Raw genomic sequence first — 17050 nt, 5'->3', positions numbered from 1 at the left:
CCGACTTGACGGTGTGAGCATGCGGGCGATTTGATCCTGACACGTGCCGCGCCGCCCGGCGTGGGCAGGATGGAGCCGACTTGCCCCCCATGGGTGTCTTCCGCGCCACGGGTTCCCGCACCACCCTCGCTGCCCTGTCGGCGGCCCTGGTCGTCGCCGTGTCGGCGCTGGCCGGCTGCGGCTCCGGCGGTGAGGGCGAGGACGGTTCGCCGCAGCCGGCGGCGCTGCGGCTGCCGCCTCGGAACGCCGGGTTCGACTACCAGATCGGCGGCGCCTATCCCCCGCCGAAGGGCGTGCGGATCGTCAGCCGCGACCGGTCCGACTCCCCCGCCCCGGGCCTCTACAACATCTGCTACGTCAACGCCTTCCAGGCCCAGCCCGCCGAGCGCTCCTCCTGGCCGCCCGACCTGCTGCTGCGCGACGCGCAAGGCGAGGTCGTCATCGACGAGGACTGGAACGAGCCGCTGCTCGACCTGCGCACCCCGGCCCTACGGGAGCGGGTGGCGCGGCGCGTGAACCGGTGGATCGACGACTGTGCGAAGAAGGGCTTCGACGCCGTCGAACCGGACAACTACGACAGCTACACCCGCTCCCGCCGGCTGCTCACCGCCGAGGACGCGACCGCGTTCATGACCCTGCTCTCCCGGCACGCGCACGCCCGGCACCTGGCCATCGGGCAGAAGAACACCGCCGAACTCGCCGGGCGGCGGGAGCGGACCGGGCTGGACTTCGCGGTGGCGGAGGAGTGCGGGCAGTACGACGAGTGCGGGGTGTACGCGAAGGCGTTCGACGACCGGGTCGTGGACATCGAGTACACCGACGGCGGGCTCCGTTCGGCCCTCGCCCACTGGGGCGACCGGCTGAGCATCGTCCGCCGCGACCGGGACGTCTCCACTCCGGGCAGCGCGGGCTACGTCCGCAAGGCGCGCGGGGACGCACGGGTTGCTGCCCCCAGGTGACCGTCCGGCGTGGGAGCCGACCGATGCTCCTGCGGTCGGCTCATCCTCGGCGCAGACGACCGGCGCCCGACCGGTCTCGGCCACCCGGGAGGAACGCGGTGCCGACACGTCCCACCACTCTCAGAGCCCTGGCCGGGGCGACGCTGCTGCCCCTGGCCCTCGTCACCCCGGCCTGGGGACGGTCCGCCGCGGAGCCCGAGGGCCCGGCGACGCTGTGCGCGGTCGCCGGCACGCTGCGCGGCGACCACGGCCAGCATGCCGCGGTCAGCCTGTGCGCGGGCGACGGCAGCCCGCAACTGGCCGTCTCGGCCGCGGCGACCTGCCGGCGGGCCGGCGCCCGGGTCCGGTACACCTGCCGCACCGAGGGCACCTGGACGGCCCGCCGCGCCGGCCGGACGCTGGCCACCGGCACGCTGCCCGGCTCGCGCGCGTACCCGGGCCCCGGGACGTACGACATCACCGCCACCGTGCACGTACGGTCGATGCCCGCGGGGGTCGACCTGACGGGCACGGTGCGGGCCACACTGTCGCTGACCGCGCCCGCGGCGAGGGCCACGCACGCCGTCACGGTCGACCGCACGACGCTGCGCCGGGGGGCCACGACCACGCTGACCTACACGATCCGCCGCGACAGCGACGACGGCGACGGCGACGCGCGGTTCGGGCTCGTCGGCGAGGAGGGCACCGGCGTACGGATCACCACCGCCGACGCCCGCTGCGGCAACCCGCTCGTGGGCAGGTACCCGGCGAAGACCCGCCTGCCGCACTCCCTGAACTGCGCGCTGACCGCACTGCAGCCCGGCCACCCGGAGAAGGTGAGGGTCAGTGTCACCGTCGGCGCGACCTGCTCCACCGTGGTCTCCAAGCTGGGCTACTGGCTGCCCGAGGGCCAGGAGCTGTACACCGGCGACATGGTGGCGGGACCGACGCTGACCTGCCGCTAGGACCGACGGACCGCCACGGCCCCAGGGCCGCCGCCAGAACGCCGGGGCCGCGCCGGGACGCAGGGCCGCCGCCAGGACACCAGGGCCGCTAGGGCCGCTCCAGCAGGTCCAGCGCGCGCTCCCAGGCGAACTCCGGCCGGTGTCCGTCCGGGCGGGGTTCGCCGGTGTACGGGGCGCCGAAGCGGACGCCCATCCCGCGCAGCCGCGTCAGGCTGTCCCGGTAGGCGGGGTGGGCGGCCAGCGCGTCGGCCACACAAGGCAGGACGGCGATCGGCACGCCCAGCCCGGCGGCCTCGCACAGGGTGCCGACGGCGAGGGTGTCGGCGAGGCCCGCCGCCCATTTGTTGAGGGTGTTGAAGGTGGCGGGTGCCACCACGACGGCGTCCGGCGCCGGGAACGGGCGGGGGTCGGCCGGGGAGCGCCACGCGGACCGTACGGGGCGGCCCGTCTGCGCCTCGACGGCCTCGGCGTCGAAGAACCCGCCCATCGCGACCGGTGTGGCGATGACACCCACCTCCCAGCCCCGGTCCCGCGCGGCGGTGATCAGCCGGGACACACCGGCGGCGATGCCGGCCGCGCAGACGACGACGTACAGGAAGGGCTTCGCGGCGTGTTCGGTCATCCGCGCACCCTATCGACGCCTTGCGGACCGGCCCCGGGGCGGCCGGGCCGTCAACCGCCGGACTCGGTCACGCTGATGGCGCTCACCGGGCAGGCCTGGACCGCCACGCGGACCATCGGGTCGCCCGCGCCGTCCTCACGGCCCGGGAGCAGGGTGCTGTAGCCGTCGTCGTCCTGGGTGAACACACCTGGCGCGGCCAGCGCGCACTGGCCGGCGCCGATGCAGACGTCCTTGTCGATGTCGATGTGCATGAGCGAAGCCTCTTACCAGGTCACGGGGAGTTCCAGCATCCCCTGGACCGTGTCGCCGGGTTTGAAGGGGATCTCCTCGGCCGGGGCGGCCAGCCGCAGCCCGGGGAGCCGCGTCAGCAGGCTGCCGAGGGCGATCTCCAGCTCCGCGCGGGCCAGGTTCTGGCCCAGGCACTGGTGGATGCCGAAGCCGAACGCCAGGTGGTGGCGGGCGGGACGGTGGAAGTCCAGGGTGTCGGGCTCCTCGTACAGGGACGCGTCGCGGTTGATCACGGAGGTCGCGAAGAGCACGCCCTCGCCGGCCCGGATCGTGACCCCGGCGATCTCGATGTCCTCCAGCGCCACCCGCTGCAGCCCCTCCGCGATGGACAGCATCCGCAGCAGTTCCTCGACGGCGGCGGGCAGCAGTGCCGGGTCGGCGCGCAGCTCGGCCGGCCGGTCGGGGTGCCGCAGCAGCGTGAAGGTACCGAGGGAGATCATGTTGGCGGTCGTCTCGTGGCCGGCGACCAGCAGGATGACGGCGAGCGCCACGAGTTCCTCGCGGTCCACCGTGCCGTCGCGGAACTGGTGGCGGACGAGGTCGTCGAGGATGCCGTCGCCCGGCTCGGGGGCCTTGGCCTTCTCGTCGATCAGCTCGCCGAGGTACCGCGCCAGCTGGTTGCGGGCGTCCTGGTTGTCGGCGGCCGTCGGGCCGCGCAGCAGCCTGCGGGACTGTTCCTCGAAGAACTCGTGGTCGGCGTACGGCACCCCGAGCAGACCGCAGATCACCATCGACGGCACGGGCAGCGCGAAGGCCGAGACCAGCTCGGCGGGCGGACCCTGCGCGATCATCGCGTCCAGCCGCTCGTCCACGATGCGCTGGATCAGGGGCCGCATCCCGGCCGCGCGCTTGAGGGTGAACGACGGGACCATCATCCGCCGCTGCCGGTGGTGCTCGGGGTCGTCCACCCCGAGCAGGGCCACCTTGCGGTGGCGCATGGCCTCGAAGGCGGGCGTGAGGCCGGGGAAACCCGGGCGGCCGCGGTCCGTGGACAGGCGGGGGTCGGCGAGCAGGGTCCGGGCGGTGGCGTGCGCGGTGACCAGCCATGCCTGTCGACCGTCGTACAGGGTGACGCGGGCCAGGGCTCGTCCGTCGCGCACCGGGGCGTACCCGGTGGGCGGATCGTAGGGACAGGTGCGGTCCTGGGGGAAGGCGACGGCGTCGGCCGGGTTCACCGGGCCGGAGGTGTCCGTCAGTTCCGTCATGGGAAGTCCTCGCAGACGAAGAGGTACATCGAGCCGATCTTCATGTCGATCTTCATTAGATGCCCCGGTGCCCGGCCGCTTCGTTGATCGGCTGGATGTGGCCGAAGAGCGGGGGTCGCGGGGCCGGAATCCGGCCAGGCCGTGCTCGGCAGGGGGGTACGCGGCCATGCGGGCGGGCCGCGGGCGGGGTGAGCGGTGCGGTGATCACCCGGTCGGGCGAAGCCGTCCGCGGTACGGATGATTCATGCGCTCACCGGTGTTGAAGCGCGGTGGCGGTCAACCGTTGGACCGACGAAGGAGACGGATCCCATGCCTCTTGAGGGCGAGTACGAGCCGAGCCCGACCCAGTGGGTGCGCGAGCAGGTCGAGCTGTACGAGAGTTCCGGCGGGACGAAGGGAACGACGCTGCTCGACACCGGACTGCCGGTGATCGTCCTGACCACGCGGGGCGTGCGGAGCGGGAAGATCCGCAAGACGCCGCTGATGCGGGTGGAGCACGAGGGGGCGTACGCGGTGGTCGCCTCGCAGGGCGGGGCGCCCAAGCATCCGGTCTGGTACTTCAACGTCAAGGGCGACCCGCATGTCGAGCTGCAGGACGGCCCGGTCAAGCGGGACATGCGGGCCCGTGAACTGACCGGCGCGGAGAAATCCGCGTGGTGGGAGCGGGCCGTGGCCGCGTATCCGCCGTACGCCGACTACCAGAAGAAGACCTCGCGGGAGATCCCGGTGTTCGTGCTGGAGCCCCTGGAGGAGAGCTGATTTCCGGCCCGGCACCGGTTCGTTCTAGAAAAATCTGTTCCGGGCAGGTGTGAGGCCGACTCGGGGCGGGCACTCGTGCGTCAGGCCCCGCCGCGTTCCCCCGTCGCGGCGGGGCTCTCTTGTGCCTCGCCGGCCGGCCGGTCGGTCACATCGAGGAAGATCTGGTCCGATTCGGGGAACGTCCGGGCCAGTGAGCGCTTGATGCGGACGGCGACCTCCTCGACCCGCTCGCTGTCCAGGCCCGGCATCAGGTCGATGCGCGCGGCCACCAGCGTGGAGTCGAGGCCCATCTTCATCGTGAACAGTGCCTCCACACTGTCGATCTCGGGCTGCGCCGCGAGCAGCGACCGGATCCGGCCGCTCAGCTCCGGGTCGGCGGCCTCGCCGATGAGCTGGTCGCGGGCGTCGCGGCCGAGCCGGTAGGCGACGTACACCAGCAGCGCGCCGATCGCCAGCGAGGCGGACGCCTCCCACACCACCTGCCCGGTGACCATGTGCAGGGCCATGCCGACCAGGGCGAGGGTCACGCCCAGCACCGCCGTGCCGTCCTCGGCGACCACGGTCCGCAGCGCCGGGTCGCGCAGCCCGCCGAGGCCGCCGCCCTGTCGGCGCACCTGGTGCAGGGCCCGCAGCAGCGAGGCGCCCTCGGCGAGCAGTGCCACGCCGAGCACGATCAGGCCGGCCACATAGCCGCTGAACTTCTCCTCGGCGCCCGAGCGCAGCGCCTCGAAGCCCTGGAAGAAGGAGAAGCAGCCGCCCATGACGAAGATGCCGACGGCGGCGAGGAGGGACCAGAAGAACCGCTCCTTGCCGTAGCCGAAGGGGTGCCGTGCGTCGGCGGGGCGGCGGCTGCGGCGCAGTGCGGCCAGCAGGAACACCTCGTTGAGGCTGTCGGCGACGGAGTGCGCGGCCTCCGACAGCAGCGCGGGCGAGCCCGCGAGGACGCCGCCGACGGCCTTGGCGACGGCGATCACCAGATTGGCGGCCAGCGCCACGAGGACGGTGATCCGGGTGTGCCGGTCGGCCGCCGAGCGGGCCGGCCGGCCCGTCTCCGCGCCTCCCGGGCCGCGGGGCGGCGCCGTCGCCCGGTCCGGCGGCCCGTCGTCCGCCACCGTGGCGCGGGTGTGTGCCGCGCCGCCGTCCTCGGCCGTCCGTGCGGCCGTCTCCCGTTCCGAGGATGTCCCGCTCACCTATCGCCGACTGCCCCCGGCCGTGCGGATCACACCGTGCGGGTGGCGGAAAAAGGGGAACGCGTTGCACCGGAAGTACCCGGCCGGCGAGGAGGACAGATGAGCGGCGACGGCAACAGGGCTTACGGCCACACGACGTTCACCCGATCCCGGAGCCACTTCCAGGACCGCGTCACCGCCGACGGCCGGGACGGCTGGCCGGTGGCGGCGGGCCGTTACCGGCTGGTGGTCTCCCGTGCCTGTCCGTGGGCGAGCCGGGCGGTGATCTCGCGCCGGCTGCTGGGTCTGGAGGACGCCCTGTCGATGGCGGTCGCCGACCCGATCCAGGACGACCGCAGCTGGCGGTTCACCCTGGACCCGGACGGCCGCGACCCGGTGCTCGGCATCCGGTTCCTGAGCGAGGCCTACGACCGCCGGGAGACGGACTATCCGGGCGGGGTGAGCGTACCCGCGCTCGTGGACGTCCCCAGCGGGCAGCTGGTCACCAACGACTATCAGCGGCTCACCCTGGACCTGGCCACCGAGTGGACGGCCCTGCACCGCGCCGGCGCGCCCGATCTCTATCCGGCCGGCCGGCGCGAGGAGATCGACCAGGTGATGGCCGAGGTCTACAGGGACGTGAACAACGGCGTGTACCGTGCCGGGTTCGCCACGGGGCAGAAGGAGTACGAGGAGGCGTGCGGGGCGGTGTTCCGGCGGCTGGAACTGCTCGCCGAGCGGCTGTCCGGACAGCGGTATCTGGTCGGCGACACCCTCACCGAGGCGGACATCCGGCTGTTCACCACGCTGGTCCGGTTCGACGCCGTCTACCACGGTCACTTCAAGTGCAACCGCTGGAAGCTGGCCGAGAACCCGGTGCTGTGGGCGTACGCCAGGGACCTGTTCCAGACACCCGGGTTCGGTGACACCGTCGACTTCGACCACATCAAGCGGCACTACTACCAGGTGCACACCGGCATCAACCCCACCGGCATCGTGCCCCTCGGCCCGGACCTCGCCGGCTGGCTGAGTCCGCATCACCGGGAGGAGTGGGGCGGCCGCCCCTTCGGCGACGGTACACCGCCGGGTCCGGTGCCCTCCGGCGAGCGAGTGGCCTCGCTGGGACGACCCGCATGAGGTCCGCGTGACGAGGAAGGAGTCACACATGGCCAAGAACAAGAAGAAGAAGCTTCCCCTCGTCTACCAACCGGTCGGATTCGTGCTCAGCTGGGTGGGCGGTGCACTGGCCGGTATGGCCTTCCGCAAGGCGTGGACGGCGATCCGGCACGAGGAGGACGCGCCGGACGCCCTGGACCCGGACCGCGGCTGGGGCGAGATCCTGCTGGCCGCGGCGGTCCAGGGCGCGATCTTCGCGGTGGTGCGCAGCGCCGTGGACCGCACCGGTGCCAAGGCCATCGCCCGGTCGACGGGTGTGTGGCCGGCCACCGACAAGGGCGGCCGGGACTGAGTCCTCGGGGGGTCTCTTCCGGCGTCGCGGATGGCCGGAAGACACCCCCGAGGGCCTGATCGTCCTGATCCAGACGAAACCCCCTAGCCCTGTTTGGGGGCCCGTATGGGGCTCAGGCGCAGGGTGAAGGAGTGCCCGGCGGGGTCGGCGTAGCCGCGTTCCTCGTACGGCCCCGCCGCGTCCCTCGTCTCGATCGGCCGGCCGCCGAGTCCCACCACCCGGCGCTCGGCCTCGTCGAGGTCCTCGACCAGGAAGTCGAGGTGGACCTGGAGGGAGTTCTCCGGGCGCGGCCAGCTGGGCGGGGTGGCGTTGACGTCCCGGCGGAAGGCCAGCCGGACGCCGTCGGCGCCCCGGATCTCCACGAGGTTCGCGGACTCCTCCGTCCGCTCTCCCTCCAGCAACTCCTTGTAGAACTCGGCGAGTTTCTCGGGCTCGGCGCAGTCCAGCACCACGACGCCCGCCTTGACCAGTGCCATGCTTCCTCCCGGGGGTTCGCCTCTCCCCTGCGGATATCCCCGGCCACCGGTTTCAGTCGGTGAGCAGCCACTCCCCGTCGCGCATCAACTCCCGGCCCTGCAGCTCGTTCGCCTCGCGCCAGGCCTGGACGCGCCGCGGAGTGATGCTGAAGTACAGGTAGCGGGTGGCGAGTCGGCGCGGGTCGAAGCCGGTCTTACCGGCGAACACCTCGGCGTCCTCCTCGGGCAGGTCCTCGGGGGGCACCGCCCGGACGGTGCCCTCGACGAGGACGACGTCCCGGGTGGGGCCGATGCCGAGGCGGGCGATGCCGGTGGCCACGAGGTTGCGGCCGGTGGGGCTCTCGGCGGGGGTGGCGATCAGGAGGGTGGAGCCGTCCCACACGAAGGACAGCGGTACGAGGTACGGAGCGCCGCCGTCGGGTCCGGCCGTGGCCACCCAGAGGTCGACGTCGTGCTCCAGCCGGTGGAGGGTGTCCTTCTTGCGCTGTTCGGCGGTGCGGGCCGGCGGTGGGGTCATGAACGTAGGCCTCCTCGGGTGCGGATGACATCCAGTGTGGCCGTCACTCCCCGGTTCCCGCACGGATGTGCTCAAGGCGTGTCCGGGCGGCGTCGAGGAGCAGGTCCAGAGCGGCCGGGTAGGAGCTGCCGCGCATGCTGGCGACGAGGTGGTGGGCGGCGGCCGCGATGTGCGGGTGGGTGTCGGCGGGGAGCCGGCCGTACGTCGTGCGCCACACCTCCGTCTCGGCCTCGCGGGCGGCCCGGGGCAGGGAGGTGCCCGCGGAGTCCAGGGCACCGAAGGCGAGGGCCTGGTCCACGAACGCGTGGTAGATCCGCACCGCTTCCCGGTCCGGGAACCCGGCCCGGCGCAGCACGCCGAGGATGTTCTCCACGGCCTGGATCTCGTGCGTGCGGCCGGTGACGCGGTGGGCGCTGAGCACGGCGGCCCGGGGGTGGGCGAGGGCGCCGGCGTGCATGCGCAGCCCTATGTCGCGCAGGTCGGCCGCCCAGTCGCCGCTGGGCCGCCAGGTCCGCACGGTACGCCCGATCAGCTCGTCGGCGATGGCCAGCATCAGGTCGTCGGTGTGCCGGAAGTACCGGTACAGGGAACTGGGGTCCGCGCCGAGGGCCCGGCCGAGGCGGCGCACGGAGAGGGCGTCGGCGCCGTGCTCCTCGATGAGCCGGAGGGCGGTCCCGACGATCAGTTCCTCGGACAGGACGACACCCTGCTTGGTGGGGCGGCGGCGCCGGCGGGCGGCGGCCGGGACAACGCGGTCACTCATGGTGGGCCTCCCTGTCCTGGACGGGCCGACGGTCTGCCCGGCCGCCCGACCTTATGACAACACCGTTGACCTGTGAAGCGGGCGGGCGGTTTCATCTGCGGTCACCGGGGCCGACCAGGCCCCCCGGTGCGAGCGGAGAGCCGGCCATGAGCGACAACCCCTTCGGTGTGGATCCCCCCGCGCGGCCCGAGCTGCGCAAGTCCCTGGGCGTGCTGGACGGCGTGGCCGTGGCCGCCTCCAGCACGGCCGCGACGACCAGCATCGGCATCGGCCTCGGCGTGACGGCGGGGGTGGTCGGACTGCATCTGCCGGCCATCATGCTGCTCGCGTTCCTGCCGGTCCTCGGCATCGCGGGGGCCTGCTCCCGGCTCAACCGGGTGGAGCCGAACGCGGGCAACGGCTATGTCTGGGTGGGCCGTTCGCTCAGTCCCTGGCTCGGTTTCATGGTGGGCTGGGTGAACTTCGTGGCGAGCCTCGCCTTTCTCGCCTACACCACGGCGGTCACCGGCTCGGCGATCCTGCAACTGGCGGGCCGGGCGGGTCTGCACCGGATCGGTTCGCTCACCCTCGACGCGGGCTCGACCGCGCAGACCACGGCGGTGGGCGTCCTCGTCCTGGTCGCGGTCACGCTCACGGCGGTGACCGGCGTGCGGACCGCGGCCCGGCTGCAGACCTGGCTGCTGGTCTTCGAGTACGTGGTCCTGCTGGGTTTCTGCGGATACGGCATCGTCACCGGCCCGCATCCCTTCCGGCTCTCCTGGTTCGACCCGTTCGCGATCCCCTCGGCGACCGCGCTGGCACAGGGTCTGCTGCTGTCGGTGTTCTGCTACTGGGGTTTCGAGGCCGCGTTCAGCGTCAGCGAGGAGGTCCGCGACCCGCGGGACGCCTCCCGGGCCGGGCTGATCACCCTCGGGACGATGCTGGGACTGTTCCTGCTCGGCTCGGTCGCCTTCCAAAGGGTTCTGTCCGAGGACGAGCTGGCCGGGCACGGGGCGCAGGGACTGGCGTACTTCGGCGACCGGCTGGCCGCCCAGCCGCTGGCCGTGCTGCCCCTGGTGGCGCTGATGTTCTCGGCGGTGGCCTCGCTGCAGGCCGGGGTCATCCCGACGGCGCGGGGGATGTTCGCCATGAGCCGGGACCGTACGCTCGGGCCGGTGTGGTCCAGGATCAGTTCCCGGTACGGGACGCCGGCGGCCGGGACGCTGCTGATCGGGGCGCTGGCCACGGCGGTGGCGGCGGGCGCGCTGGTGATCCCGCGCCTCGCCGACATGATCATGGCGACGGTGAACGCCGTGGGCATCGTCGTCTCGCTGTCGTACGCGCTCACCGCGCTCGCGGCCGCCGTCCGCTTCCGCTCGCTGCTGCGCCAGGACTGGCGGCAGGGCGTGCGGGCGGTGGTGCTGCCCGCGCTGAGCGCCCTCGCCCTGCTCGGGCTCGGCGGCTACCTCGGCTGGTCCTTCGCCCGCTCCGCCGACCACTTCGAGGTGAGCGCGGACAACGGCTGGTTCCTGCTGCTCATGCCGCTGGTGATGATCGCGTCCGGGTTCGTGGTGGCCGCCTGGGCGAAGTGGGTGCGCAGGTCACCGTACTTCCGCACCGGCCAGGGCACCGACGCGGACTCCCCGCGGCTGCTGACCGTCTCCGACTGACCCGCAAGGAAAGGCACCATGCACGCTGATCTTCTCTTCACCGGCGGCCCCGTCCTCACCCCCGAAGGCCGGACCGCTACCGCCGTGGCCGTCACCGGCGACCGGATCACGGCCGTCGGCCACGCCGAGGTGCGCGAACTCGCCGGGCCCCGCACGCAGGTGGTCGACCTCGCCGGACGGCTGCTGCTGCCGGGGTTCCAGGACGCGCACGTCCATCCGGTGCCGGCCGGACTGGAACTGTCCCAATGCGATCTGACCGGCACGACGTCGGCCGAGGAGACCGTCGCCGCCGTACGCGCGTACGCCGACGCCCACCCCGAGCGGGAGTGGATCGTCGGCGGCGGCTGGTCGATGGAGGCGTTCGCGGGCGGTACCCCGACGAGGGAACTGCTGGACGCGGTGGTGCCGGACCGGCCGGTGTACCTGCCGAACCGGGACCACCACGGCGCCTGGGTCAACAGCCGGGCCCTGGAACTGGCCGGCATCGACCGGGACACCCCCGACCCCGCCGACGGGCGGATCGAGCGGGACGCCTCCGGCGCGCCCGCCGGCACCCTGCAGGAGGGCGCGATGCAGCTGGTCGGCCGGCTGACCCCGCCCGCCACGGCGGCCGACCGGCTGGCCGCGCTGCTGCACGCCCAGCGGCATCTGCACGCGCTCGGTATCACGGCCTGGCAGGACGCCCTGGTCGGGGACTTCCTCGGCATGGACGATCCGGCGCAGGCGTATCTCACCGCCGCCCAGGACGGCTCGCTCACCGCCCGGGTGGTGGGTGCCCTGTGGTGGGACCGGGAGCGCGGGGCGGAACAGATCCCCGAACTCGTGGAGAAGCGGGCGGCGTTCAGCCACGGCCGGTTCCGGGCGGGCGCCGTGAAGCTCATGCTGGACGGCGTCGCCGAGAACCACACGGCCGCGCTGCTCGACCCCTATCTCGACCGGTGCGGCTGCGCCACGGCCAACCGCGGCAAGAGCTTCATCGATCCGGCACACCTGCCGAGGTACGTCACCGAGCTGGACGCGAGCGGCTTCCAGTGCCACTTCCACGCCCTGGGCGACCGGGCCGTACGGGACGCGCTGGACGCGATCGAGGCGGCCCGCGCGGCCAACGGGCCGAGCGACACCCGGCCGCACCTCGCGCACCTGCAGGTCGTGCACCCGGACGACGTGCCCCGGTTCGCCCGGCTCGGCGCCACCGCGAACATCCAGCCGCTGTGGGCCGCGCACGAACCGCAGATGGACGAGCTGACCATTCCGTTCCTCGGGCCCGAACGGGCCGCCCAGCAGTACCCGTTCGGGGCGCTGCTGCGCTCCGGGGCGCGGCTCGCGGCGGGCAGCGACTGGCCGGTGAGCAGCCCCGATCCGCTGCAGGGCATCCACGTCGCGGTCAACCGGACCGAACCGGGGGGCGGCAGGCCGGTGTTCCTGCCCGACGAGCGGCTCACGCTCACGCAGGCGCTGGAGGCGTACACGGCCGGGTCGGCGTACGTGAACCGTCTCGACGACGGCGGCCGGGTGGCCGTCGGTGCGCTGGCCGACCTGGTGGTGCTGGACCGCGACCCGTTCGCCGGGCCGCCGGAGGAGATCGCGGGGGCGACCGTCGCGCTCACCTATGTCGGGGGCGAGCGGGTGTACGTCGCCGAGTGACTTACGCCGCCGAGTGACCTCTTGGACAGATGTCTGGTTATGCTGGACACCTGTCCAAGAAGGTGAGGTCCGCCGGTCATGGAGATCGTCGCGAACGTCCTGGTCGGCCTGGTGGCCGCCCTGCATGCGTACATCCTGGTGCTGGAGATGTTCCTGTGGCAGAAGAAGCCGGGGCGCTCGCTCCATGGGTTCCCTCCGGAGCTGGCCCGGGCGACGGCTCCGCTGGCCGCCAACCAGGGGCTCTACAACGGGTTTCTCGCGGCCGGCCTGGTCTGGGGGCTGGTCGCGGGCGACCCGACCGGGTTCCCGGTACGCGTGTTCTTCCTGTCGTGCGTGGTGGTGGCGGGAGTGTTCGGGGCGGTCACGGCCAACCGCCGCATCCTGTTCGCCCAGGCCCTGCCGGGCGCGCTGGCCCTGGCCGCGGTGCTGGTCGCGCGATGACCCGGACCCCGCCCGAGGACCCGCGGGCCGCACGCACCCGGGCGCGGCTGCGGGAGGCACTGTTCACGGAGTGCGCCGAACGCCCGCTGGAGCAGGTGGGCGTGGCCGCGCTGGTGCGCCGGGCCGGTGTCGGCCGGGCCACCTTCTACGTCCACTACGACGGCCTGGAGGCGCTCGCGGTCGACGCGTGCGCGGACGTCGTACGGCAGGCGGTGGACGCGCTGCACGCCTGGCGGGGCCGGCCCGATCCGCTCAACGCCCCGCCCGCCCTCAGGGAGTTCTTCGCCGGTCTCGCCCCGCACGCGGGCCTGTACCGTGCCCTGCTGTCCCCGGGCGGCGGCGGGCCGCTCGGCAGGGTGCTGCACCGGGACCTGCGGGCCCGCAGCCTGGCCGAGCGTGAACTGGTGGGCGCGGCGGACGCCCCGCTGGTCGCCTCGGCCGTGGCCGCGACCTTCGCGGGGGTCCTCGCGGACTGGCTGCACGGACTGCTGGACGCCTCGCCGGACGAAGTCGCCGACCAGGTCTGGCAGTTGCTGGCCGCCCTGCACCGCAGCCGGTGACCGGTCAGCGGCAGCCGACGTCCTTCTTGAGCAACGGCCAGGCCTCCACACCGTCGGCCGTGCGGACGTAGGCGGTCGCCTTGTCGTCCGTCAGCCACAGCCGCCGGCCGCGGTGGTGGTACCCGGTGTCGTGGGCGTCGGCGGGCATGCGGATCTTCGTGCGGTACGGCCCCCGGAGCAGTCCCTCGCCGGCGAGCACGCCCTCGGGGTCGCGGACGTACGTGCGGTCGTCCAGGGAGAGGAACGAGGTGGACTCCCAGCCGCAGTGCTCCGCTCCCGGCGAGCTGCTGAGCCTGCTCACGGGGACCCTCCTGCCCGCCCGGTCCGTCCAGATCTCCCAGCCCTTGCCGTCCGTGAAGCTCGCGGGGAGTTCGGCGGGGTCGCAGGAGGCGCTCGTCTCGGGGCCCCAGCCGGGCCGGTTCTTCTGGTCCTTGGCCACCACGACGGCCACCTTGGTACGGCCGCCGACGTCGAAGGAGTACAGCACCCGGTCCGCCTCCTCGCGCTCCACCCGGTAGCCGTGGTCGGGTTCCTCGGGCTGGACCATGTCGAAGTAGAAGGCGAGCCCCTCCTCCGGCGTGTCCCCGCCGTCGGACGCGCTCCACCCGTCGGGTCCGGCACCCTCGAAGATCTCACCGTCGCACTCCAGCGCCCGGCCGGCGGCCCCGGAGGCCAGGCGCAGCGCCCGGGGGCCGCTGCCGTCGACGTCCTTGGTGGGGAGGTGGAGCGGGCCGCTGTACGGGGTCGCCGGCGGGGTCCCCTTCAGCACCAGGTCCGGCCGGGAGCCGTCGTCGCACCCCACCACCGTCACAGCCGTCAGTACCGCCGCTGCCACGAGTCCTCCACGCATGTCCCGCCCCTGTTCCCCGGTGCTGTGTGCGGTCCTTCGACGCCGGGTCGGGCCGGAACGTTCAGCGGGCCCGCTGGAACGTCCTGCGGTACGCCTGCGGGGAGACGCCGATCGCCGCGTGCAGGTGCTGGCGCAGCGAGGCGCCGGTGGCGAAGCCGACCTCTCCGGCGATCCGGTCCACGGACAGGTCGCTGGACTCGAGCAGGTGCCGGGCGCGGGCCACCCGCTGCTGGATCAGCCAGCGGCCGGGGCTGAGTCCGACCTCGTCGTTGAAGCGGCGGGCGAAGGTGCGCAGGCTCATCCGGGCGTGTCCGGCGAGATCGGCCAGGGTGAGCGGCTCGTCCAGCCGCTCCAGTGCCCAGACTCGGGTGTCCGCCGTGCTCGCGGCGCCGCTGACGGGGACCGGCTGCTCGATGTACTGGGCCTGGCCGCCGTCCCGGAACGGGGGGACGACACAGCGGCGGGCGACGGCGTTGGCCAGCTCGCTGCCGTGGTCGGTGCGCACGATGTGCAGGCAGACGTCGACACCGGAGGCGGCGCCGGCCGAGGTGAGGATGCGGCCGTCGTCGACGAAGAGGACGTCCGGGTCGAGGTCGACCCGCGGGAAGCGGCGGCGGAACGCGGCGGCGACCTGCCAGTGCGTGGTCGCCCGGCGGCCGTCCAGCAGGCCGGCCGCGGCCAGGACGAAGGCCGCCGTGCAGATGGAGACGATCCGGGCGTCCGGGCGGATGCGGGCCAGCGCCGCGGCGACGTCGTCCGGCAGCTCGGTGGGGATGTAGCCGGTCGCCATGGCGGCGACGACGACCGTGTCGGCGTCCTGAAGGATCTCGGGGCCGTGTGCGACACCGACGGTGAAGTCGGCGTCGGTGCGCACCGGCCGTCCGTCGACGGAGCAGGTCAGCACCTCGTAGTGGCCGTCGGCCGCGCCGAAGATGCGGCTGGGGATGCCCAGTTCGAAGGGGTAGACGCCGTCGAGGGCGAGGACGACCACCCGTTCCGGGCGCCGGGCGCGCAGCTGCAGATCAGGCATGGCAGGATTCTATCGGAGCTTGGCAATCATGCCATTTACCGAGCGTGCGAATCCCGGCAGGCTGGGTGACCATGAGCGATGTGAACACGATGCGAGCCATCGGCCAGGACGTCCTCGGCGGTCCCGAGGTCCTGAAGGAAGTACAGGTGGAACGGCCGAAGCCGGGCCCGAACCAGGTGCTGGTGCGGGTGCGGGCCGCCGGGGTGAACCCGACCGACTGGAAGCACCGCGCCACCGGCGGGTTCCTGGGCCGGCCCCCGTTCGTCCTCGGCTGGGACGTCTCGGGCGAGGTCGCCGAGACCGGGATCGGCGTGGCCGCCTTCCGGCCCGGGGACCAGGTCTTCGGCATGCTGCCCTACCCCTACGGCCACGGCTCGCACGCCGAGTACGTGATCGCCCCGGTCCGCGCCCTGACGCACAAGCCGGCGTCGCTCGACCACACCCAGGCGGGCGCGCTGCCGCTGGTGTCCCTGACCGCCTGGCAGGCGCTGACCGAGCACGCGGACGTGCGGCCGGGGCAGCGGGTGCTGATCCACGCGGCGGCCGGCGGGGTCGGACACGTGGCCGTGCAGATCGCCAAGGCGCGCGGCGCGTACGTGATCGGCACGGCGAGCGCGGGCAAGCACGACTTCCTGCGGGAGATCGGCGTGGACGAGCCCGTCGACTACCACTCCACCGACGTGACGGAGGCGGTGCGGGACGTGGACGTCGTCCTGGACACGCTCGGCGGGGAGACGTCCGTGCAGTCGCTGCGGGTGCTGCGGCCGGGCGGTGTCGTGGTGTCGATCCTCCCGATGGGCTCCGACGAGTTCTACGCGGAGGCCGAGCGGCTCGGCGTCCGGGCGGTGCGCATGCTGGTCGACGCCGACCGCGCCGGGATGCGGGCGGTCGCCGAGCTGGCGGAGTCGGGGAAGCTGAAGGCGACGATCGCCGGGACGTTCCCGCTGGCCGACGCGGCGAAGGCGCACGAGCTGGGCGACACCGGGCGCACGACGGGGAAGCTGGTGCTGCTGGTCGACTGACCGGTTCCGGGCCCGGAACCGGCCGGTGCGCGCGGGCCGGGTCACCCGGCCCGCGCCATAAGACGCCACAAACTCGAAGACATATGTCAATCGAACATGCTCAAATTCCTTCCATCGAGGGTAACTTGACGATCGGGGAACCGATGTCCGGGCGCGGGTGGGAGGTGATGCCGTCGTGCGAGACGAGCCCGCACCGCGCACCCGGCATCTGCGGGTGCACGAGCACCGCGGCTACACGGTGCTGGAGTTCCGCGGCGAGATCGACATCGCCGCGGCGGCGGAACTGGGTCCCCTGGTGGACCGCGTCACCCAGCGCACCGGCGCCCGGGTCGTGATCGATCTGCGGCCGGTGGAGTTCTTCGACTGCTCGGGGCTGCGGCTGCTCTACCGGGCCCGCGCCCGGGTCCTGGAGCGCGGCGGGCGGCTGCACCTGGTGTGCACCCACCCGCTGACCCTGCGCGTCTTCCGGGTGACCGGCCTGGCCCGGCTGCTGCCGCCGCATCCGACGCCGGACGCGGCCCTGGCCGAGACCGAGGCCGCGTCCGGCTCGCTGTGAACACCGGCCAGGTGGAAGCCGGGCACCGGGACGGACCCTGCGCCTACGTCATGGGTGCCATTCGGCCGGCTCGGCGGTCTGTGACGGCGGTCGGCGGGCATCCGGACAGCAGGAAGGAGGACCGCCGC

The 17050-nt window shown here is 73.2% G+C and carries 20 protein-coding genes; 11 read left to right on the top strand and 9 right to left on the bottom strand.

Going from position 1 to position 17050, the window contains the following annotated elements; genetic code table 11:
- Positions 1-89: 89 nt before the first annotated feature.
- Positions 90-959 (top strand): endo alpha-1,4 polygalactosaminidase, encoded by an 870-nt coding sequence (locus ACZ5CW_RS09915; RefSeq protein WP_468599788.1) that lies wholly within the window; start codon positions 90-92, stop codon positions 957-959.
- Between the two features lie 98 nt (positions 960-1057).
- Positions 1058-1903, top strand: coding sequence for a hypothetical protein (locus ACZ5CW_RS09910; RefSeq protein WP_468599787.1), 846 nt, complete (start codon positions 1058-1060; stop codon positions 1901-1903).
- Positions 1904-1991: 88 nt separating this feature from the next.
- Here ACZ5CW_RS09910 and ACZ5CW_RS09905 read toward each other — a convergent pair whose 3' ends face one another.
- Genes ACZ5CW_RS09905 through ACZ5CW_RS09895 form a run of 3 tightly spaced genes read right to left on the bottom strand, consistent with a single transcriptional unit; the run spans position 1992 to position 4018 of the window.
- Positions 1992-2525, bottom strand: coding sequence for a flavoprotein (locus ACZ5CW_RS09905; protein ID WP_468599786.1), 534 nt, complete (start codon positions 2523-2525; stop codon positions 1992-1994).
- 50 nt (positions 2526-2575) lie between these two features.
- The gene (locus ACZ5CW_RS09900; protein ID WP_468599785.1) at positions 2576-2776 is read right to left on the bottom strand and encodes a ferredoxin; all 201 of its coding nucleotides are present in this window, start codon (positions 2774-2776) and stop codon (positions 2576-2578) included.
- 12 nt (positions 2777-2788) lie between these two features.
- Positions 2789-4018 carry a cytochrome P450 gene (locus ACZ5CW_RS09895; protein ID WP_468599784.1) on the bottom strand — a complete coding sequence of 410 codons (1230 nt, stop codon included), beginning with the start codon at positions 4016-4018 and terminating at the stop codon, positions 2789-2791.
- Between the two features lie 309 nt (positions 4019-4327).
- On the opposite strand from ACZ5CW_RS09895, the gene ACZ5CW_RS09890 reads away from it, so the two are divergent.
- Complete coding sequence (locus ACZ5CW_RS09890; protein WP_468599783.1) at positions 4328-4777, top strand: nitroreductase family deazaflavin-dependent oxidoreductase; 450 nt, start codon at positions 4328-4330, stop codon at positions 4775-4777.
- Positions 4778-4857: 80 nt separating this feature from the next.
- Here the strand turns inward: ACZ5CW_RS09890 and ACZ5CW_RS09885 are convergent, their stop codons facing one another.
- On the bottom strand, positions 4858-5889 hold the full coding sequence (locus tag ACZ5CW_RS09885) for a cation diffusion facilitator family transporter (protein ID WP_468599850.1): 1032 nt from the start codon (positions 5887-5889) through the stop codon (positions 4858-4860).
- Positions 5890-6066: 177 nt separating this feature from the next.
- Here ACZ5CW_RS09885 and ACZ5CW_RS09880 point away from each other — a divergent pair, with 177 nt between their 5' ends.
- A complete protein-coding gene (locus ACZ5CW_RS09880) occupies positions 6067-7083 on the top strand; it encodes a glutathione S-transferase family protein (RefSeq protein ID WP_468599782.1) in 1017 nt (338 codons plus the stop codon).
- A gap of 28 nt (positions 7084-7111) precedes the next feature.
- Positions 7112-7414, top strand: coding sequence for a DUF4235 domain-containing protein (locus ACZ5CW_RS09875; protein WP_468599781.1), 303 nt, complete (start codon positions 7112-7114; stop codon positions 7412-7414).
- Positions 7415-7497: 83 nt separating this feature from the next.
- Here ACZ5CW_RS09875 and ACZ5CW_RS09870 read toward each other — a convergent pair whose 3' ends face one another.
- Genes ACZ5CW_RS09870 through ACZ5CW_RS09860 form a run of 3 tightly spaced genes read right to left on the bottom strand, consistent with a single transcriptional unit; the run spans position 7498 to position 9170 of the window.
- A complete protein-coding gene (locus ACZ5CW_RS09870) occupies positions 7498-7890 on the bottom strand; it encodes a VOC family protein (protein WP_468599780.1) in 393 nt (130 codons plus the stop codon).
- Between the two features lie 52 nt (positions 7891-7942).
- A complete protein-coding gene (locus ACZ5CW_RS09865; RefSeq protein ID WP_468599779.1) occupies positions 7943-8407 on the bottom strand; it encodes a pyridoxamine 5'-phosphate oxidase family protein in 465 nt (154 codons plus the stop codon).
- Between the two features lie 43 nt (positions 8408-8450).
- Positions 8451-9170: a TetR/AcrR family transcriptional regulator gene (locus tag ACZ5CW_RS09860; RefSeq protein ID WP_468599778.1), complete on the bottom strand. Its 720-nt coding sequence runs from the start codon at positions 9168-9170 to the stop codon at positions 8451-8453.
- Between the two features lie 146 nt (positions 9171-9316).
- Between ACZ5CW_RS09860 and ACZ5CW_RS09855 the strand changes: the two genes are divergently transcribed.
- From ACZ5CW_RS09855 to ACZ5CW_RS09840, 4 genes are all read left to right on the top strand, one after another.
- A complete protein-coding gene (locus tag ACZ5CW_RS09855; protein ID WP_468599777.1) occupies positions 9317-10819 on the top strand; it encodes an APC family permease in 1503 nt (500 codons plus the stop codon).
- 18 nt (positions 10820-10837) lie between these two features.
- Complete coding sequence (locus tag ACZ5CW_RS09850) at positions 10838-12463, top strand: amidohydrolase (RefSeq protein WP_468599776.1); 1626 nt, start codon at positions 10838-10840, stop codon at positions 12461-12463.
- Between the two features lie 78 nt (positions 12464-12541).
- Positions 12542-12904 carry a DUF1304 domain-containing protein gene (locus ACZ5CW_RS09845; RefSeq protein ID WP_468599775.1) on the top strand — a complete coding sequence of 121 codons (363 nt, stop codon included), beginning with the start codon at positions 12542-12544 and terminating at the stop codon, positions 12902-12904.
- The gene (locus tag ACZ5CW_RS09840; RefSeq protein ID WP_468599774.1) at positions 12901-13464 is read left to right on the top strand and encodes a TetR/AcrR family transcriptional regulator; all 564 of its coding nucleotides are present in this window, start codon (positions 12901-12903) and stop codon (positions 13462-13464) included. Before ACZ5CW_RS09845 ends, ACZ5CW_RS09840 begins: the two co-directional genes overlap by 4 nt.
- A 4-nt stretch (positions 13465-13468) precedes the next feature.
- Here the strand turns inward: ACZ5CW_RS09840 and ACZ5CW_RS09835 are convergent, their stop codons facing one another.
- Positions 13469-14314 (bottom strand): hypothetical protein, encoded by an 846-nt coding sequence (locus ACZ5CW_RS09835; protein ID WP_468599773.1) that lies wholly within the window; start codon positions 14312-14314, stop codon positions 13469-13471.
- Between the two features lie 61 nt (positions 14315-14375).
- Positions 14376-15344, bottom strand: a complete 969-nt coding sequence (locus tag ACZ5CW_RS09830) for a GlxA family transcriptional regulator (RefSeq protein ID WP_468599772.1) — start codon at positions 15342-15344, stop codon at positions 14376-14378.
- A 71-nt stretch (positions 15345-15415) separates the two neighbouring features.
- Between ACZ5CW_RS09830 and ACZ5CW_RS09825 the strand changes: the two genes are divergently transcribed.
- Both ACZ5CW_RS09825 and ACZ5CW_RS09820 read left to right on the top strand, forming a co-directional pair.
- Positions 15416-16366 carry an NADP-dependent oxidoreductase gene (locus tag ACZ5CW_RS09825; protein ID WP_468599771.1) on the top strand — a complete coding sequence of 317 codons (951 nt, stop codon included), beginning with the start codon at positions 15416-15418 and terminating at the stop codon, positions 16364-16366.
- Between the two features lie 175 nt (positions 16367-16541).
- A complete protein-coding gene (locus ACZ5CW_RS09820) occupies positions 16542-16922 on the top strand; it encodes an anti-sigma factor antagonist (RefSeq protein ID WP_468599770.1) in 381 nt (126 codons plus the stop codon).
- Positions 16923-17050: the final 128 nt, after the last annotated feature.

The sequence above is a fragment of the Streptomyces sp. NPDC031379 genome (assembly GCF_055569615.1).
Note: the sequence above shows the minus strand (reverse complement) of the source record. Positions and strands in the feature narration are given on the sequence as shown.

Coding starts and splice junctions, on each gene's coding strand:
- ACZ5CW_RS09905 (WP_468599786.1), bottom strand. CDS start 2,525: ATGACCGAACACGCCGCGAAGCCCTTCCTGTACGTCGTCGTCTGCGCG.
- ACZ5CW_RS09855 (WP_468599777.1), top strand. CDS start 9,317: ATGAGCGACAACCCCTTCGGTGTGGATCCCCCCGCGCGGCCCGAGCTG.
- ACZ5CW_RS09895 (WP_468599784.1), bottom strand. CDS start 4,018: ATGACGGAACTGACGGACACCTCCGGCCCGGTGAACCCGGCCGACGCC.
- ACZ5CW_RS09900 (WP_468599785.1), bottom strand. CDS start 2,776: ATGCACATCGACATCGACAAGGACGTCTGCATCGGCGCCGGCCAGTGC.
- ACZ5CW_RS09830 (WP_468599772.1), bottom strand. CDS start 15,344: ATGCCTGATCTGCAGCTGCGCGCCCGGCGCCCGGAACGGGTGGTCGTC.
- ACZ5CW_RS09915 (WP_468599788.1), top strand. CDS start 90: ATGGGTGTCTTCCGCGCCACGGGTTCCCGCACCACCCTCGCTGCCCTG.
- ACZ5CW_RS09850 (WP_468599776.1), top strand. CDS start 10,838: ATGCACGCTGATCTTCTCTTCACCGGCGGCCCCGTCCTCACCCCCGAA.
- ACZ5CW_RS09870 (WP_468599780.1), bottom strand. CDS start 7,890: ATGGCACTGGTCAAGGCGGGCGTCGTGGTGCTGGACTGCGCCGAGCCC.
- ACZ5CW_RS09865 (WP_468599779.1), bottom strand. CDS start 8,407: ATGACCCCACCGCCGGCCCGCACCGCCGAACAGCGCAAGAAGGACACC.
- ACZ5CW_RS09845 (WP_468599775.1), top strand. CDS start 12,542: ATGGAGATCGTCGCGAACGTCCTGGTCGGCCTGGTGGCCGCCCTGCAT.
- ACZ5CW_RS09840 (WP_468599774.1), top strand. CDS start 12,901: ATGACCCGGACCCCGCCCGAGGACCCGCGGGCCGCACGCACCCGGGCG.
- ACZ5CW_RS09890 (WP_468599783.1), top strand. CDS start 4,328: ATGCCTCTTGAGGGCGAGTACGAGCCGAGCCCGACCCAGTGGGTGCGC.
- ACZ5CW_RS09880 (WP_468599782.1), top strand. CDS start 6,067: ATGAGCGGCGACGGCAACAGGGCTTACGGCCACACGACGTTCACCCGA.
- ACZ5CW_RS09835 (WP_468599773.1), bottom strand. CDS start 14,314: ATGCGTGGAGGACTCGTGGCAGCGGCGGTACTGACGGCTGTGACGGTG.
- ACZ5CW_RS09875 (WP_468599781.1), top strand. CDS start 7,112: ATGGCCAAGAACAAGAAGAAGAAGCTTCCCCTCGTCTACCAACCGGTC.
- ACZ5CW_RS09825 (WP_468599771.1), top strand. CDS start 15,416: ATGAGCGATGTGAACACGATGCGAGCCATCGGCCAGGACGTCCTCGGC.
- ACZ5CW_RS09860 (WP_468599778.1), bottom strand. CDS start 9,170: ATGAGTGACCGCGTTGTCCCGGCCGCCGCCCGCCGGCGCCGCCGCCCC.